Source organism: Frankia sp. AgPm24, assembly GCF_023243055.1.
Classification (GTDB): Bacteria; Actinomycetota; Actinomycetes; order Frankiales; family Frankiaceae; genus Frankia; species Frankia umida.
This window is the reverse complement of the sequence record NZ_JALKFW010000178.1, coordinates 13,606-30,459: the sequence shown is the minus strand read 5'-3', so window position 1 is coordinate 30,459 and position 16,854 is coordinate 13,606. Positions and strand designations below refer to the sequence as shown.

12 protein-coding genes are annotated in these 16,854 nt (G+C 73.0%); 8 read left to right on the top strand and 4 right to left on the bottom strand.

Going from position 1 to position 16,854, the window contains the following annotated elements:
- Positions 1 to 59 precede the first annotated feature (59 nt).
- Genes MXD61_RS12100 through MXD61_RS12080 form a run of 5 tightly spaced genes read left to right on the top strand, consistent with a single transcriptional unit; the run spans position 60 to position 5,516 of the window.
- Positions 60 to 2,759, top strand: a complete 2,700-nt coding sequence (locus MXD61_RS12100) for a lantibiotic dehydratase (protein ID WP_308222732.1) — start codon at positions 60 to 62, stop codon at positions 2,757 to 2,759.
- Positions 2,756 to 3,853, top strand: a complete 1,098-nt coding sequence (locus MXD61_RS12095) for a lanthionine synthetase C family protein (RefSeq protein ID WP_248812975.1) — start codon at positions 2,756 to 2,758, stop codon at positions 3,851 to 3,853. Before MXD61_RS12100 ends, MXD61_RS12095 begins: the two co-directional genes overlap by 4 nt.
- Before the next feature lie 15 nt (positions 3,854 to 3,868).
- The gene (locus MXD61_RS12090; protein ID WP_248812974.1) at positions 3,869 to 4,663 is read left to right on the top strand and encodes a thiopeptide-type bacteriocin biosynthesis protein; all 795 of its coding nucleotides are present in this window, start codon (positions 3,869 to 3,871) and stop codon (positions 4,661 to 4,663) included.
- Between the two features lie 46 nt (positions 4,664 to 4,709).
- On the top strand, positions 4,710 to 4,958 hold the full coding sequence (locus tag MXD61_RS12085; protein WP_248812973.1) for a hypothetical protein: 249 nt from the start codon (positions 4,710 to 4,712) through the stop codon (positions 4,956 to 4,958).
- A 9-nt stretch (positions 4,959 to 4,967) separates the two neighbouring features.
- Positions 4,968 to 5,516, top strand: coding sequence for an NUDIX domain-containing protein (locus MXD61_RS12080; protein WP_308222731.1), 549 nt, complete (start codon positions 4,968 to 4,970; stop codon positions 5,514 to 5,516).
- A 45-nt stretch (positions 5,517 to 5,561) separates the two neighbouring features.
- Here the strand turns inward: MXD61_RS12080 and MXD61_RS12075 are convergent, their stop codons facing one another.
- The 4 genes from MXD61_RS12075 to MXD61_RS12060 all read right to left on the bottom strand — a co-directional run bounded on the left by MXD61_RS12075 (position 5,562) and on the right by MXD61_RS12060 (position 9,175).
- Positions 5,562 to 6,596, bottom strand: coding sequence for an alpha/beta hydrolase (locus MXD61_RS12075; RefSeq protein ID WP_251079821.1), 1,035 nt, complete (start codon positions 6,594 to 6,596; stop codon positions 5,562 to 5,564).
- A gap of 155 nt (positions 6,597 to 6,751) precedes the next feature.
- On the bottom strand, positions 6,752 to 7,162 hold the full coding sequence (locus MXD61_RS12070; protein ID WP_308222730.1) for a protein kinase: 411 nt from the start codon (positions 7,160 to 7,162) through the stop codon (positions 6,752 to 6,754).
- Positions 7,163 to 7,210: 48 nt separating this feature from the next.
- Positions 7,211 to 7,792, bottom strand: a complete 582-nt coding sequence (locus MXD61_RS12065) for a TerD family protein (RefSeq protein ID WP_248812971.1) — start codon at positions 7,790 to 7,792, stop codon at positions 7,211 to 7,213.
- A 237-nt stretch (positions 7,793 to 8,029) separates the two neighbouring features.
- Positions 8,030 to 9,175, bottom strand: coding sequence for an MBL fold metallo-hydrolase (locus MXD61_RS12060; protein WP_248812970.1), 1,146 nt, complete (start codon positions 9,173 to 9,175; stop codon positions 8,030 to 8,032).
- 325 nt (positions 9,176 to 9,500) lie between these two features.
- Here MXD61_RS12060 and MXD61_RS12055 point away from each other — a divergent pair, with 325 nt between their 5' ends.
- From MXD61_RS12055 to MXD61_RS12045, 3 genes are read left to right on the top strand one after another with little or no spacing between them, the layout of a single operon-like run.
- Positions 9,501 to 11,183 carry a hypothetical protein gene (locus MXD61_RS12055; protein WP_248812969.1) on the top strand — a complete coding sequence of 561 codons (1,683 nt, stop codon included), beginning with the start codon at positions 9,501 to 9,503 and terminating at the stop codon, positions 11,181 to 11,183.
- A gap of 13 nt (positions 11,184 to 11,196) precedes the next feature.
- The gene (locus tag MXD61_RS12050) at positions 11,197 to 12,081 is read left to right on the top strand and encodes a hypothetical protein (protein ID WP_248812968.1); all 885 of its coding nucleotides are present in this window, start codon (positions 11,197 to 11,199) and stop codon (positions 12,079 to 12,081) included.
- Positions 12,074 to 16,798 (top strand): hypothetical protein, encoded by a 4,725-nt coding sequence (locus MXD61_RS12045; RefSeq protein WP_248812967.1) that lies wholly within the window; start codon positions 12,074 to 12,076, stop codon positions 16,796 to 16,798. The genes MXD61_RS12050 and MXD61_RS12045 overlap by 8 nt, the downstream gene beginning before the upstream one ends.
- Positions 16,799 to 16,854: the final 56 nt, after the last annotated feature.

Below are 16,854 nucleotides of genomic sequence, written 5' to 3'. Positions count from 1 at the left end.
CGGGCGGCCGGGGTCACGCTCTACTTCAGCGGCGTGCGCCACTTCGCCCACTAGGCACGGTGGAGTCCGGCCGTGGGGGGGGGGGGGGGGGCCCCGCCCCGCCCCCCCCCCCCGCCCCCCCGGACCTGGCGGCCCAAGTGGAGCGGCAGCTCGCCGCACCTGCGCCGTCGGCGCGAACCACGACGCGGTCGATGCGGCGGCTGGTGGAGACGCTGATGCGGTATCTGCTGCGCTGGACGAGTAGGGCGACGCCGTTCGGGTTGTTCGCGGGCATCGCCTCGGTGGAGTTCGCCACCCGTGCGCAAGCCGCGTGGGGCGCTGCCCACCGGGTGGTGAACCAGCCTGAGGGGCTGGTTCTGGACGAGCAGGCCCAGCGGCTCGAGCAGCAACTGGCCACGCTGCGGACGATGCCGGTCGTGACGAACTGCCTCGGGTTCGCCCGCGGCCGATCGTGGGTCGTTCCGGGCGTGAGCGCCGAAGGCCACCTGCGGGATGTCGAGGTGGGCCTGACCCGTCCGCTTCGGCTGGTAGTGCACGCGGCGCGCCGACCGATCGGGTTCAGCGACCTGGCCGCCATGCTGGCCGTCGAGGCGCCCACGGTTGAGCCCGCGGTCATCGAACGTATGCTGGCTGACCTGGTGGCCCACCGCGTGCTGCTGTCGGCTGCGCGCCCCCCGATGACCGTGACCGATCCGGCGACGTACCTCGCCCGCTACGCCGACTTTCCGGACCCCTGCGAACGGTCCGTGGCCGAGGTGGCGGTCGACTGTTCGGTGGCCCTGCCGCCGGCGGTGCTGCGCGAAGCTGAGCACGCCGCGTCGGCCCTGGCCCTGGTCGCGCCGGACATGCCGGGCTGGCGGGCCTATCACCTGGCGTTTCTCGAACGGTACGGGCCGGGCGCGGCGGTGCCCGTCCGCCAGCTGGTCGCGGACTCCGGGCTGGGCCTGCCGGCTGGCTACCGGGGGTCCCATCGCCGCGAGCCGCGGCTGCTCACCGCGCGCGACGTGCTACTGACGAAGATCGCTCAGCAGGCCGCCCTCGACGGCCGGACCGAGGTTGTCCTGGACGATGACCTGATCGCCAGGCTGACCGTCGGGCATCGACCTGCGGTCCCGCACACCGAGCTTCGTTTCGCCCTGGCGGCGCCGTCGTTGAGCGATCTGGACCGGGGAGCGTTCACGCTGACCGTCATCAGCGGGGCCCGGCACGCCGGGGTGACCGTCGGCCGGTTCCTGCACCTGCTCGGCGACACCGAACACGCGCGCTTCCGCCGCGCCTATGCCGCACTACCAACCGCTTTGCCCGGAGCCCTCGCGGCGCAGATCTCCGGGCCGCCGTTGGCGCGGAAGATGACGGCCGTGGCCAGGGTACCCAAGATCCTCCCGATCCTGCCGCTCGGGGAGTACCAGGAGAATCCCGACCTCGATCTCGACGACCTGGCGGTCACGGGGGACGCGCAGCGGCTGTGGCTGCTGTCGCTGTCCCGCGGCTGCCCGGTCGAACCGATGCTGTTCAACGCGGTCGATCTCCCTGGCGGCCAGCAGCCACTCATACGCTTCCTGACCGAGATCTGGACGGCGTTCTGCGCACCCTGCTGCCCGTTCACCTGGGGAGCCGTCGCTCGCGAACTGCCGTTCCTGCCGCGTATCCGGCGCGGCAGGTCGATCCTTCATCCCGCCCGCTGGACCATCAGCCGCGCAAGCCTCCCGGCCCGCGCCGTGCCTTTTTCCGCCTGGCGGGCGGCCTGGGAACGGCTACGGGAGACCTACCGGATCCCGTCCGAGGTGCTGCTCGGTGCCGACGATGTGCGGATCGGCATCGATCTCGACGAGCCCGCGCACCTCACGCTTGTTCGCAGCCGCCTCGACCGGCAGCCGGACGCGGTCCTCACCGAGGCCAGCGGCCGGCCCGGCTGGTTCGGGGACAGACCCCACGAACTCGTCGTCACGCTCGCCCGCACCGCGCACCCGACCGAGCCGAGACACCCACGCCCGGTGCGGGCGGCCAGCACCGTGGAGCACCGACCCGGCCTGTCGCCGTGGCTCTACGTGAAGGTCTACGGCCGGGGCGATGAGATCCTCGCCCGGCTGGCCGACCTGGTCGACGACAGCCAGAACGGTCTGGACCGCTGGTGGTTCATCCGCCACCACCAGCCCGAGCCCCACCTTCGACTACGCATCCCGCTGCGCGACGCCGATCGGTTTGGGGCGGCCGTCCAGCAGTTTGGGCACTGGGCGGATGGTCTGCGCGCGGACGCGTTGCTGCGCGACTACACGATCCACACCTACCGGCCCGAGACCCGCTTCGGCACCGGTCCTACCCTGGCGGCAGCCGAAGCGGTGTTCGCCGCCGACTCCCATGCGGCCCTCGGACGCCTCTCCGGCGACCGGACGATCGCCACCGCCACCGGACTGATCAGCATCGCCGACGGCTTCACCGGAAACGGACCCGCCTGGCTCCTCAACCATGTCGACCACCACAGCGGGCCGCCGACCACAACCGCCCACCAGCCGGTGAGCGGTAGCCGCGAACAGGTCATGCGGACAATCCCCTTGTACGCCAACGACCGGCTCCGCGAGGCACTGGCGGACTACCAGGCACGTATCGACCAGGATGGCCTCGACCCCAACCGAATCCTGGCCGACCTGCTGCACCTGCACCACGCCCGGATGATCGGAGTCGACCTGGCCTCCGAGCGCCGCTGCCTGCGGCTGGCCCGCGCCAGCGCCCACACCCTGCTCGCCCGAAGCGCGCCATGAAGCCGGGGCAGTCCCTCAGCGGCGGCGCGGCCGGCATCGCCCTGCTCCACCTCGAGCAGGCCCGAAGCGCGCCGGCCACCTGGGACCAGGCGCACGCGACCCTGACGCAAGCTGTCACCGACGGCATCAGCATCGCGGCCACCGCCAGCCTCTACTACGGCGCACCGGCACTGTCCTTCGTCCTGCACAGCGCCCCCGACCACCCTGGTCTGCGCGAGGCCAGGGCAACCGCGGACGCGGGCACCGCCACGGTCGCCCGGCACCACCTCAAAGCCGCGCACGCCAGGATCGACCAGCGCCGCCGGCCGCTGATGGCCGAATACGACCTCATCGGCGGCCTGACCGGTCTTGCCGTGGCGCTGCGTCGTAACGGCGACCACGAGCTGCTCCGCGACGTTCTGGACTACCTGGTACGGCTCACCGAACCCGTCGACGGACTGCCCGGCTGGTGGTGCCCCACCGGCCCCAACCGCCGCCAGAAAGGGCCACCCGGAGGACACAGCAACCACTCGATCGCCCACGGAATCTGCGGCCCACTCGCCCTCCTGGCCCTCACCCTCAACGACGGCATCACGGTCGACGGACAGGCAGCGGCGATCACCCGCATCTGCCAGTGGCTGGACGCCTGGGAACAGCAAAGCGCCGGCGGCGGCTCCTGGTGGCCGCAGATCATCACGCTCGCCGACATCAATCACGGCACCACCAGCCAACAGGGCCCGCTCAAACCGTCCTGGTGTTACGGAACCCCCGGCATCACCCGCGCCCAGCAACTCGCCGCCCGCGCCCTGAACGACCCCGCACGCCAACGCCGCGCCGAGACCGCCTTCCTCGACTGCCTGCACGACCCGGTGCAACAGGGCCATCTCGTGGACCGGAGCCTGTGCCACGGCACCAGTGGCCTGCTCGCCACCGCCCGCAGCATCGCCACCGACGCCCTCATCCCGATCCCCCTCACCCAACCGCTGCTCCTGCACCGCAACGCCGCAGCCCCAACCGGCGAGCCACCAGGATTCCTCGTCGGATCGGCCGGCGCCGCCCTGGCCACCACCGGAACCACGACAACCTCATGGGACGCCTGCCTCCTGCTCCGCTGACCGAAAGGCCCCACCATGAAAGAAACCCCATGGAAGCAGGTGAACATCGCCTACCCCGCGAAGGACCCGGCCGAGCGGGAACGCCAAGCCATCGCCCACCTGACCGCGGTCCTTCCGCCAGCCGAAGAAAACGGCCTCATCACCTCCTGGTCGTTCATCCGCAAAGGCCCATGGCGCATCCGCTACCTGCTCACCGACTCCACGGACGACCGCGAAAGCTTCGCCACCGACTCGCTCCACCCCCTGCTCACACACGGCGTCACCTGGACCCACGACATCTACGAACCAGAGATCCACGCCTTCGGCGGCCCGGCCAGCATGGACCTGGCCCACGCCCTTTTCCACGCCGACAGCCGGCACCTACTCGCCACCCTCGGCGACGAACACACCGACCGACGAGAACGTTCTCTCCTGCTCTGCACCGCGCTCATGCGAGCCGCAGGACTGGACATCAACGAGCAAGGCGACGTGTGGGCACGAGTAGCCGAACAGCGCTCCGGCCTCAACGAAACACCACCCGACCCGCAGACCTGGGCATCCCTCACCAGCGACATGCGCCACCTCCTGCGCGGACACGCCCGAGCAGACCTCATCGGCAGCGACTGGCTCACATCTTTTCGCCAAGCAGGAAGATCACTCCGGAGCCTCCGGGAAAACGGCCAGCTCACACGCGGAGTACGCGCAGTCATCGCACTGCATGTGATCTTCCACTGGAACCGGACCGGACTCCCCGCAACCACCCAGGCCACCCTCGCGCAGGCCGCGAAGGAAGCCATCTTCGACGACGCGTCCCCAGTGCCGTCGTCATAGCCGCGGGTTGTGCCAGTTCGGACAGGTGCGGTGGAAAGCGGAAGCGTTGGCACGCGCGAACATCGTGGCGTGCGCGACCGGCCATCATTTCTACCTCCTCAACGACGGTAACGCCGTCAACTTCGTCCACGGCGCGGCCGTTGGACCGTTCATCTACCTGGTACAGGGCGAGATCCTGGCGGCGCTGTCCCTGCTGACCTCGGGCCGGCTGGCGGAACCGGGCCTGCATCAGGTCGCCCACCGGGTCCGTGAGAGCATCGCGCGGGCATGGCTGCGCACCTTCGACAAAGAGTGAGGATCCTCGGTGAACGAACACATCCTGGCCGCGGTTCGGCAGTATCTCGACGTCCACCCCGAGGAACATGACACGCTCGCTCCTCTGCTCGACCTGGCCACCGGGTCAGAGCCGGTCGCGTCCCGCCGTACGGTGCCGGGACATGTCACCTGTGGTGCGATCGCCGTGGGTGAGGATCGGGGAGTGCTCCAGATCCGGCACAGGAGCCTTGACCGCTGGCTGTTGCCCGGTGGACATGTCGAAGCCGACGACCGCACGCTGTTGGACGCAGCCGTCCGCGAACTTGCCGAGGAGACCGGGATCTCGGCCTCGGCTGTTACTCCCATCGCCGGGTACCCGATCGATATCGATGCCCATGAGATCCCCGAAAATCTCGGGAAAGGCGAACCGGCGCACACCCATTACGATTTTCGCTTTCTCCTCGGAATACAGCCCCTGGGCCCAGGTACCGGCGTTGATCTTCAACTGGAGGAAGTCACCGCCCACCGCTGGGTTCCAGCCCCGGAGCTCACCGGCCGACTCGGCGGCAAGGTCACTGCCGCCCTGCACCGCGCCTGACCAGCGAGAAACCAGCGGGCTCCGGCCACCGCGAACGGCGTCTGTTCACGCCTCGTCCGAAAGCGAGGGTGACCCCGAAGCCGGGGGCGATGCCACACTGTTCTCCTCGTTCCCGGGGGCTGGATCTGTTAGGGCGACAGCCAGAGCGGCGATCTGGGCGCGGCGGAATTCGCGGGAGACGGGGGCGGTGGCCTCGACGACGTCGAAACCGTGGTAGGCGCCGGGTACCTCGTGCAACGTGCAGGTCACGCCGGCGGCGCGCAGCCGGTGGACGTAGGTGACGTCCTCGTCGTGGAAGAGGTCGCGGGTGCCGACGCCGATCCAGGCCGCGGGCAGGTTGGTCAGGTCGTCGGCACGGGCCGGCGCGGCCAGCGGTGACACCTGGCCGGCGATGTCGGTCGAGGCGGGGCCAAGGTAGGAGGTCCAGGCGTACCGGTTGCTCTTCTGGTTCCACAGCCGCAGCTGCCGCGGGGTGATGTCGGTGCGGTCGCTGCTGCGGTCGTCGATCATCGGATAGGTCAGCAGCTGGAAGACCAGCCGGATCTCACCGCGTTGCCGGGCGAGCAGGGTGAGCGCGGCGGCAAGTCCACCACCTGCGCTGTTGCCGCCGACCGCGATGCGCTCAGGGTCGACGTCGGGTTGCTCGGCGAGCCAGCGCAGCCCGCGGTAGCAGTCGTCCAGCGGGGTCGGGTACGGGTGTTCGGGGGCGAGCCGGTAGTCCACCGAGGCCACCACGATGCCGAGATCATCGGCGATCTGACGGCAGAACGGGTCGTCGATGGCCGCGACCCCGAAAACGAGGCCGCCGCCGTGGATCCACAGCAACGCCGGACGACCCTGCTCGGGCAACCGGGTCGGCTCATCCGGCGTCGGCCGGGCTGGCCGGTACACCCGGACCGTGACGCCCGGGACGATCTGTTCCACCGAGGTCTGGGCCTTCGAGCTGCGGGTGGACAGCCGGGTAAGCGCCCGGACCACCCGCAGCCTGCGTGGCCCTACCGAGGAACGAGGCAGGAACCGGGCCGCGCGCAGATCAGGGTGGAAAGCCGGTAACGGGTCAGTGGCCGCTAAGTTTCGCATGAGAGAGGGTTTCACAGTTCCGTTCTGGCTGCCCGAAACCCGTCGGGACCCGCAGGTCACAAGACCGTGCAGGTGATGACGCCGAAGGCGAGGGTGACCCCGCATCAGGGAACGTTCCCTCGACCAGCACCTCACCCATCCCCGCTCGGGCCTGGCTATCTCGCGGCGCTCCGACTCCCCACCAAAAGCCTCCAACACCAGCACTGTCGCCATCTCCGCCCTTCCAGGGCGCGGGCGATGCCGAAGTCGATGACCCGGGCGGCCAGCGTCGGCCCCTCGATGTACTCGGTGACCAGATACGGCCGGCTGCCGTTGATGTCGACATCGAGCACCGCCGCCGTATAGGTGTGGTGAACCCGCTGCGCGGTCCGGGCTTCCCGTTCGAAACGTCGGCGGAACTCGGGATCGGACGCGAAGTCGGACCTGATCACCTTGATCGCCACGAGCGAGCCATCGGTATCGCCGCGGCGACCGAGATAGACGGTGCCCATTCCCCCGGAACCGAGACGGCCAAGAAAGGTGTAAGGGCCAGGCCAAGGAGGGTCGAACTCATCCAGCGGCGCCACGCCTGGCACGCTGCCGCCGCTCACGGCGCAGGTCAGAGACGGCGCGGGTCAGGAGACGTTGACGCCGAAGTCGAGGGCGATGCCGCGAAGGCCCGTGGAGTAGCCCTGGCCGACGGCCCGGAACTTCCACTCGCCGCCGTAGCGGTAGAGCTCACCGAAGATCATGGCGGTCTCGGTGGAGGCGTCCTCGGTGAGGTCGTAGCGGGCGACCTCGGCGCCGGTGCTGGCGTCGGTGACCCGGATGAAGGCGTCGCGGACCTGGCCGAAGGTCTGCCGGCGCTGGTCGGCGTCGTAGATCGACACGGTGAAGACGACCTTGGACGCCTGCGGGGTGAGGGTGCGCAGCTCGACGTTGATCTGCTCGTCGTCGCCACCGCCGCCACCGACGAGGTTGTCGCCGAGGTGCTGGACGGCGCCGTCGGGGCTCACCAGGTTGTTGAAGAAGACGAAGTAGCCGTCGGAGAGCACCCGACCGGCCTCGTTGACGACGATCGCACTCGCGTCAAGATCGTAGTCGGCGCCGCTGGTCTGGCGGACCTTCCAACCGAGGCCGACCGTCACCGTCGTGAGGTTCGGCGCGACCTTGCTCAGCGAGACATTCCCGCCCTTGGACAACGACACCGACGTCATGACCACACCCTAGTACCGACGCATCCGCCCCGACATCCCCCGCCCTGCCGCCCGTGACGTCGGCGACCCGACACCCGACGTTTGACGTCCGACCCCCGTAGCGCGCTCTCACCGGTCGGCGCGCCATGGGGCGTCCCCGCCGGACTGCGGATGGATGTCAGGGCACTGGGAGACGCGGGATGGTCAGCCAGGGTCCCGGATGCCGGCGGACAGCGATGGTCGGGTGGTGCGGGATGGTCAGGTGACGAGGCGCCAGCGGGTGGGGGTGGCGTCCTCGACGGTGGCGATACCGGTCGCGGCGAGCGCGGCCAGGTAGGACAGGGTGTCCTGGACGGCGATCTGCATCGCGATGGCGCGCAGCTCGGTGAACGGGCGGTGCCAGCTGACCAGGGAGGCCAGTTCCCAGACGGTGCCGACGCCGGCGCGCAGGCCCTCGACAAGCTCGGTCATCCGGGCGCGGTGACAGGCCTCGAGTTCGAGCAGGCGCTGGTCCAGGTCGGTGATGCGGTGATCGTGCGCGGGCAGGACCAGGTCGGCGCCCAGCCCCCGCAGCCGGGACAGCGAGCGCAGGTGGTCGCCGAGCGGATCCGGGTTCGTGGGGCTCGGCAGCGGGGTGCTGATGATCGTGGCCGGCAGGACGTGGTCGCCGGACACCAGCAGCCGCTGCTCGGACTCCCAGAAGCACAGGTGGCCGGGGGTGTGACCGGGCGTCCACAGGGCGTGCAGGGACCAGCCGGGAACGTCGAGGCGGTCGCCGTCGGAGATCAGCAGGTCCGGCGGGCGCACCGTGGCGATCGGCAGCGGGTCGCGGGCGAGCAGCTCGGCGGTGACGTCGTCGGGGGCGCCCGCGTCGACGAGCATGGCGGCGAGTTCGGCGTCCCGGATCATCTCGCTGTGGTGCAGCGCGGCCGCCTCCAGCCGATGCAGCGCGATCCAGGCGCCGCTGGCCGCCCGGACCCGGTGCGCCAGCCCGTAGTGGTCGGGATGCGCGTGGGTGACGAGGATGCCCCGCACCTGGGCGACGGACGTGCCGATCGTGGCGAGGCCGGCCTCCAGGGCTGCGAAGGCCTCGTCGTGATCCCAGCCGGCGTCGACCAGGTACGGGCCGACCGCGGTCTCGAAGACGTACACGAACATGTACGCCGGCCGGCGCACCGGCAGCGGGACGGGCACGCTCCACAGCCCCGGGCGAATCTGCTCCACCGGCGGCAACGCCCGGCGCTGGACCGGCACCGCGGCGGTACCGGGCGGCGTCGAGACGGTGGACGTCGCGGTGCGGGGAGCTGGGGCGTTCGGAGCCGACCTGGTCGAGCTGGTCGAGGTGGCCGACGTAGGGGTGCGCGGGGTTGGGGCGTTGGGGGAAGCGTCGGGCGTCGTGGTCATGGGCGTCGTGCCTCCAGACGGTCAGGGGAGTCGACGGCGGTCGGGCCGCACGGCGACGCCTGACGCCGGCACCGGATCCATCACGAGCGTATGGACGTCCCGTGCCCGCCCGGACGGCCCGAAGCCCCGCGCTCCCGTGGGGACGGACACAGCCACCCGGACGCTGCGGCTTCGCGCGATGTGAGGACGCCACGATGCGCACTCCTGGGCGGCGACGCGGGTCAACCGGGCCCGTCCCATCCGGACCACCGACGGGCCACGGCGGCGGGGTCCCCGTTCGGGTGGACGACAGAACTGTCGGAGCCACCCGTTAGTGTCGGAGGCGATGATCGAGCCCACCTCGTCCCCCGTGCCGCCCCCGGTGGCGTCGCCGGTGTCGTCCCCGGTGGCGATGGGGCTCGTCGGTGATGTCGGGATGGTGCGCCGGCTCAAGGCGCTCGCGCTGACCCAGCCGCTTCACGATCTTGATGTCCGCAAGGCGCATCTGGTGGGCGCCGGTGCGGGCGACGAGAGCACGGCGGATTTCTCCAGGTACGCGATGGCCGAGCTCGGCCTGCACGCGATCGACCAGGTCACCGTGTCGATGGATTTCGACCATGGGGCCGATCACGATCAGGTGCTGCGGCGGCTGGTGCCCCTGGCCGCGGCGCAGGCGCCCGAACGGCCCGCGGCCGAGCACGAGCGGGTGGCGTCCTGGGTGCTGCACAGCCTGATCAACGTCGGCAACGTCAACCGCGGGTTCGACGCCGGTTACGGCACCGTGCACGCCGACGGTCGCTACGTCCGGCGCCGGTTCGACTTCAAGCTGCTGGTGGAGCTGGCCGACCCGGCCGGCGACATCTACCTGCGCGCCACCGACGAGGCGGTGACGGTGCTGGTCGGCGCGCTCGACACCGACATCACCTCGGCGCAGATCGCCGCCGAGGTCGCGCTCGACACGCTGATCCGCCGCGGCCGCCTCGCCGACGCCCGGGCCGCCGCCGAGGCCGCGCGCTACCGCACGGTGCAGTACGCCGAGCAGCTGCGGAGCCGACTCGAGGCGACCAGGCGCAACGTCCTCGCCGTCGACTGGCTGGAGGCCATGCCCACGCTCATCGACGAGGCGCTGCACCACGTCGAGCAGCGCTACCGGTACGAGAACGCGATCCTGACCCACATTCGTCGCTATCGCGACTCCGCCGACGACCCGGACCACAAGCGGCAGGCGGCCGACCTCGTCACCATCGTGGGTGACTGCATCCGCCGGCACACCCAGCTACAGGCCAGGCTGTTGGAGGCCGGTGGGGTGTTCCGCGCCGAGCAGGACCGCCAGCAGTTCGCCGCGTCATCGGCCCGCGGCGGAATCGACCTGCACGCCGAACTGCTGGTGCCCACCCTGGCGCTGCCGGCGGGTGCGGCCGAGAGGCCCGCGGCCGCCTTCTTTCCCGGTGCGGTCGGTGTGCGTACCCCGCGGGCGCCCCGGGTGCTCGATCTTGTCGATCTGCTGCTGCGTCCCCCGCTCGACCGTGAGGTGCTCGGCGCGGAGGTCGTCGAGGCCGACCTGGTGGAACTCGTCGAACCGCCACGCTTCGACGACGACACCTGGGCCCGGGCCCTGGAACTGCTCGACCTCGACCCGTCCGGCCCGCGCCGGCTGTCCGCGCTGCTCGCCGACGCCCGCCGGATCACCGCCGGTGGGACGGTCGGCGGCGGGACCGTCGGCGGCGGGACGGTCGGCGATGGTGACGAGGTGGCGGAGCTGGTGGCGCTGCTGGCACTGCACGCGGTCAGTCCGCGCATCGAGCCGGCCCGCCAGTCCGGGGACCCGACCCTGATGATCGCCGTCGATGACGGCACGCCCCTGTCCGACCCACGCATCGGCGGAGCGGACCTGCTGGTCGGACGCGCCTGGCTCGTCCAGCCGGAGACCGAACCGGAACCCGGCCCCGCGACGAGGTCCGAGCCCGCGCTCACGCTCGCGTCTGAGCCGAAGCCGACTCGGGCGCTGGCCGCGGAGCCGGCGCGATGAGCGAGGCGCTGCGATGAGCGAGGTGTTGCGGGGGGCGCAGGACGCGGCCCGGCTGTTGTCGTTCGGGCTGCGGCCACGGCTGGTGCCGGCGCGGGACCCCGACTATCGCGAGCTGGTCCGCCGTTATCTGGCGGACGACGGGTTCGCCGCGCTCACCCAGGCGATCGCCGCGGGCCTCGGGCTGATCGTGTTGGACGTCTCCGAACGGGCCGGGATCGTGCCGGCGGGTGCGGCCGAGTCCGCGTTCACCGTGCGGATCGGTGACTACGCCCGGCGGGCCGGCGGGGAACACCGGGCCGCCGACCGGCTGCTGCACGCGCTCGCCCAGCTGGCCGTGGCCGCCCTCGCCTTCCCCCGACCGGCGGATCTCGCCGACGCGTCCTATGTGGGGCGGGTCAGTGTGCACGGCGTCGACGCGTTCGTCCGCGAATCCTGCCGGCTGCTCGCCGAACGCTGCGACGGTGACGACCTCACCCTCGACCCGCCGGTGGACGCGCCGCGGCTGGAAGCCGCGTGGCGGCTGTACGCCCGGCGGGCGTCCACCGGCAGCACCCGCGACGCCCGCCGGCTCGCCGGCTCCACCACCGGCATCGTCGCGCGGGCGATGAACTTCCTGGTCGACTCGGGTTGCCTCGTCCACGTCGGCGACCAGGCCGGCGGCACGTTCCGCACCACCGGGCGCTATCAGGTCCAGGTCCGCGAACTCGCCGCGGACGCCGCCTTCGAGGAGCTGCTGGCGCTCGGTGTCGTCACCGTCACCGATGGCTCCGGCACCCTCCAGGTCCGCCCGGACGAACCGACCCCGCCCGGTTCCGCCGCGAGCCTCGGCTCCCCCGACAGTCCCGGCTCCCCCGGCAGCCTCAGCTCCACCGACGATCTCGAGTCCGCCGATGTATGAGCTCTCCCGGGTGCGGCTGCACGCCATCGGGCCACCCGGCGCCCGGTTCGCCGACGTCACGCTGGACTTCTCCGGCGTCGGCGACGAGGTCACCGGGCCCCGCCAGGACGCCCTTTTCACCACCGTCCCGACCCAGGGCTCGACCACGGGCAGCGGGCCGGCGCCCGTGGCGGGTGCCGCCCCGCGATCCGCCGCGGCCGGCGCGGAGGGCGTGTGGCCGCGGCGGCCGTCCCCGGCGTCGGTGCTGTTCCTGGAGAACGGGGGCGGCAAGAGCGTCCTGATCAAACTGATCTTCTCGGTGGTCCTGCCGGGACGACGCCAGGTGGTCGGCACGTCCAACGGACGGGTGCTGGACAGCTTCGTCCTGCCCGGTGACACCGGCCATGTCGTCTGCGAATGGCAGCACGCCGTCACCGGACGACGCCTGCTGACCGGCAAGGTCAGCGAGTGGCGCGGGCGCGGCGCGAACGCCGGACGGCCCACCGAGGCCTGGTACTCGCTGCGTCCCACCAGCGAAGCCGACGACGGCCGGGCGTCCGGGGCGTCCGGGATGGGCATCGACAGGTTGCCGTTCACCGAGGCGGGGCGTCATGTCACGCTGTCCGGGTTCCGCACCCGGTTGCAGGACGCGCACACCCTCGAGCCCGCACTGGAACTGGCCTGGGTGACCCAGCAGGGCGCGTGGAGCGAGCAGCTCGACACGCTCGGTCTCGACCCGGAGCTCTTCCGGTACCAGCGGGCGATGAACGCCGGCGAGGGTGAGGCCGCGGAGGCGTTCTCCTTCGGCAGCGACGAACAGTTCGTCGAGTTCCTGCTGCGCGCGGTCACCGCCACCGAGGATCCGGACGGCCTCGCCGACGTCGTCGACGGGTACGCGGCGCGGCTGGCCCAACGGGCGGTGCTCAGCGCCGAACGCGACTTCGTCCAGGGGGCGTTGGAACGGCTCGCACCGCTGGTCACCGCGGTGGCGCAGCGCACCGCCGCGGCGCGGGTCCACGCCGGCGCCGCCGCCCGCACCAGCGACCTGCACGACCGGTTGCGCGCCCGGCTACGCCGCGACGAGGCCACGCGGGCGGGTCTGGACGCCCAGCTGGACGCGGCCCGCGGCGCGGAACGGGACGCCGCCCAGGCCCGAGCCCGGGCCCACGGCGAGGTGCTCGCACTGCGCCGACGCAGCGTCGAACTGCGCGTCGACGACGCGATCGGCGAGCGGGACCGGCTCGCCGCGGCCGTCGCCGACGCGGGCACCGAGATCGACGCATGGCGGGCCGTCGAGGACGTGCTGCGCCTCGAGGCGGCCAGCGCCGAGGCCACCCGGCTGACCCTGCTCGCCACCGACGCCGAGGGGGCCGCCGCCACGGCGCTGGCCGACCGGGACGCCGCCGCCCGCGACCTGCTACGCGGCCTGCGCCACCTCGCCGAGGCCGCCGACGACGCGGCCCGCGCGGCCCAGCGCGACGGCGCCGAGCACGAACAGCGGGCGCGGGCGGCCGAACACAGCGCCCGGCGGGCCGCCGACGACGCCGCGACCGCCCGTGCCCGCGAGCAGGCCCTCCGGGAACAGAGCGCGACGGCACGCGACGCGCTGGCCACCGCCGTCCGGGACGGGCTGGTCAACCCCGGCGGCACCGACCCGGCCGCCCAGGCTCGGCAGGCCGCCGCCGAGGCCGAACAGGCCCGGGTGGCCGTCCGCGACGCGCTCAGCGCCGCCGCCCGCGCCCAGGACCGCACCGCGGTGGAGGCCGAACGGCGCGACGCCGAACGGGCCCTCACCCTCGCCGAGAACACCCTCGACCAGCTCCGCACCCAGGTCAGCGCCGCCGACACCGGCGCGGCCGCGCTGCTCGCCGACGGCCGGATCGCCGCCCTGCTCGGTCCCGACGACGACCCGGCGAACGGCGACCCGGCGGACGGCGGCACGCTCGGGGCGGCCAGCACGTTGGCCGCCCTCGCCGAGGCCGCGGCGCGGCAGCTCGCCGCGGCGATCCGGTCGGCCGAGGCGCGGCAGCTGGAACTGTCCGTCGCCGCCGATCGCGATCGGCGGCTGCTCGGCGCCCTCGGCGGCGACGGTCTGCGTCCGGCCCGAGCCGAGGTCACCGCCACCGTCGAGGCGCTGCGGGACGCCGGGATCGCCGCGGTCGCCGGCTGGACCCGGCTCGCCCACACCGTGCCCGCCGGCGAACGCGACCGGATCGTGCGGGCCCGCCCGCACCTGGTCGACGGGGTCGTCGTCACCGACCGGACCGGCCTCGCCCGGGTGGGCGAGGCGCTGGCCGAGGCGGCGCTGCTACCCGACACGCTCGTCGCCGTCGGTCTCGCCGAGGACCTCACCACGGCGGCGACGGGCCAGGACCCGGTCGTCGACGGGGAGCGGGTCGTCCTCGTCCGCCCCAACCCGGCACTGTTCGACCCGGCCGCGGCGGCGACGGAACGCGAGCGGATCCGCGCCCGGCAGGACGAGCGGACGGAACAGGCGGCGGCCACGCTCGCCCGGATCACCGCCGACCGTGACCTCGCCGTGGCCCTCGCCGCCTGGCTGCGCGCCTGGCCACCCGGCCAGCCGGCGCGCCTGGCCACCGAGGTGTCCACCGCACGCGACGCCGTCGACGCCGCTCGAACCCGGCTGGCCCACGCCCATGACGCCGTCGCCCAGGCGGAGCGCGGCGCCCGGGACGCGCTCGAGGACGTCGAACCGCTGCGCGCCGCCGCGGAGGCGGCCACCGCGCGGGCCGGCGCGCTGGACCGGCTGGCGCGCACCGTCGGTGAGCCGGCCGGCCTCGAACGGGAGGCGACGCGGGCCGCCGCCATCGCCGAGGACGCCCTCGCCGCGGCCCGCGCCGCGCAGGAACACGCCGGTGTCGCCCGACGGGCCGCGGCCCAGGCCGTCCGCCGGGCCGACGAGGCACACCGCAACGCCGCGGCGGCCCGCGCCGAGGCGGCCGGTGTCCTCGGCGCCGCGGCCGCCGATCCCGCGGACCCGGCGATCTCCTCGCCGGCGCCTGCGGTCGCGGTCCTGCGGGTCGCCTACGAGGCGACCAGCCGCACCTACGCGCAGGTCGCGGTCGGTGCCGACCTGCGCGGCGAGCTCGACCGGGCCCGGCGGGAGGAGGCGGCGCTGCGCGGCACCCTCGACGCCGTCGGCGCGACCGTGCGGACCCGGGCCTCGGCGCTGCTCGCGGGCGTCAGCGGTGGGGACGGCGCGGCCCGGCTCGCCGGGGAGACCCGGGCCCGGGAGACCGCCGCCACCCTCGGCGCGGAACTCGACGACGCCCGGGAACGGCTCGGTGCCCTGCGCGAGGAGCTGCGCACCGCCACCGAGACGGCCCGCCGGTTCGGCGCCGCCCCCCTGGCCGCCGGACGCGTTCCGGCCAGCCAGGCCGAGGCGGCCGAGCTGCTGCACGCCGCGACCAGCGCCGTCGACCGGGCCGAGGCGGCGCACGCCCAGGCCCGAGCCGGTGCGGAGGCCCTGCTCGAGGGTTCCGCCCGGATCGTCGAGGAGCTCACAGCGCTCGAGGCCGTCACCGAGAACCTCGCCGACCTGCCCGCCACCCGGACGCCCGACCAGGGCGGCGACACCGCGGCGGCGCCGGCCGTCCCCTTCGACGGGGACGCGGGCGACGCCCGGGAACAGGCCCGCGCGCTGCGAGCGGCCTGGCGCGACAGCGCCGCGGCCCACGGGCGGGCGGCGGCGGACGTGCGGACGGCGGCCGAAGCCGTCACCGCCTGGGCGGCCCAGGACGAGTTCGACCAGGTCTCCGCCCCGGCCCGGCGGCAGATGACGCGTGCCGGCCAGGAGACCGTCGCCGACCACGCCGCGGCCTGGTCGGCGGCACTCGAACCACGGCTACGCAGCCTCTCCGACGATCTCGCGCACATCGGCCGCAACCGTGAGGCCATCGTCGCCCGGCTGGAGGGCATGGTCCGGGCCGCGCTTGGCACCCTGCGAGCCGCCGGACGGCTCTCCCGCCTGCCCGAACGGCTCGGGGACTGGTCCGGTCAGGAGTTCCTGCGCGTCACCTTCGCCGAACCCGACGACCGAGAACTGACCGAGGCACTCGGCCGGGTCGTCGACGAGACGGCCGCCGCCACCGGTGCCCGCCGCGACGGGATGGCTCTGCTGCTGCGCGGCGTGCGGGCCGCGCAGCCACGCGGGGTGCGGGTCGAGATCCTCAAACCGGACGCGGTGCTGCGCACCGAGCGGGTCCGGGTCAGTGACCTCGGTGACGTGTTCTCCGGCGGTCAGCAGCTCACCACGGCGATCATCCTGTACTGCACCATGGCGGCGCTGCGCGCCAACGACCGCGGGCAGGTCCGCGCCGCGCACGCCGGTGTGCTGTTCCTGGACAACCCGATCGGCCGGGCCAGCGCCGGCTACCTGCTGGACCTGCAACTCGCCGTCGCCGACCGGCTCGGCGTCCAGCTCGTCTACACCACCGGACTGTTCGACACGGCGGCGCTGTCCGCGTTCCCCCTGATCGTCCGGCTGCGCAACGACGCCGACCTGCGAGCCGGACGCAAGTATCTGCGCGTCACCGAACGGCTGCGCCCCGGCCTCATCGCCGCACCCCCGGCGGCCGCCACCCCACTCGGCACCGTGACCGCGACGCGCCTGTACACACGCCCCCTCCCCACACCGACCCAGCACACGCTGGCCATGCCACCTTCGTTAGCCGGGGTGTCCACGATGGCCGTCGAAAGCCAGGGCGAGGCGCCGTGAGCTGGCATTACTCGTTTCGGTGATCGCGATTCGCGGTCAGGGAACCTGCGTCGGGC

Excerpts from the sequence above, each read along its gene's own strand:
- MXD61_RS12095 (WP_248812975.1), top strand. The coding sequence starts at position 2,756 with ATGAAGCCGGGGCAGTCCCTCAGCGGCGGCGCGGCCGGCATCGCCCTG.
- MXD61_RS12090 (WP_248812974.1), top strand. The coding sequence starts at position 3,869 with ATGAAAGAAACCCCATGGAAGCAGGTGAACATCGCCTACCCCGCGAAG.
- MXD61_RS12075 (WP_251079821.1), bottom strand. The coding sequence starts at position 6,596 with ATGCGAAACTTAGCGGCCACTGACCCGTTACCGGCTTTCCACCCTGAT.
- MXD61_RS12065 (WP_248812971.1), bottom strand. The coding sequence starts at position 7,792 with ATGACGTCGGTGTCGTTGTCCAAGGGCGGGAATGTCTCGCTGAGCAAG.
- MXD61_RS12060 (WP_248812970.1), bottom strand. The coding sequence starts at position 9,175 with ATGACCACGACGCCCGACGCTTCCCCCAACGCCCCAACCCCGCGCACC.
- MXD61_RS12055 (WP_248812969.1), top strand. The coding sequence starts at position 9,501 with ATGATCGAGCCCACCTCGTCCCCCGTGCCGCCCCCGGTGGCGTCGCCG.
- MXD61_RS12050 (WP_248812968.1), top strand. The coding sequence starts at position 11,197 with ATGAGCGAGGTGTTGCGGGGGGCGCAGGACGCGGCCCGGCTGTTGTCG.
- MXD61_RS12045 (WP_248812967.1), top strand. The coding sequence starts at position 12,074 with ATGTATGAGCTCTCCCGGGTGCGGCTGCACGCCATCGGGCCACCCGGC.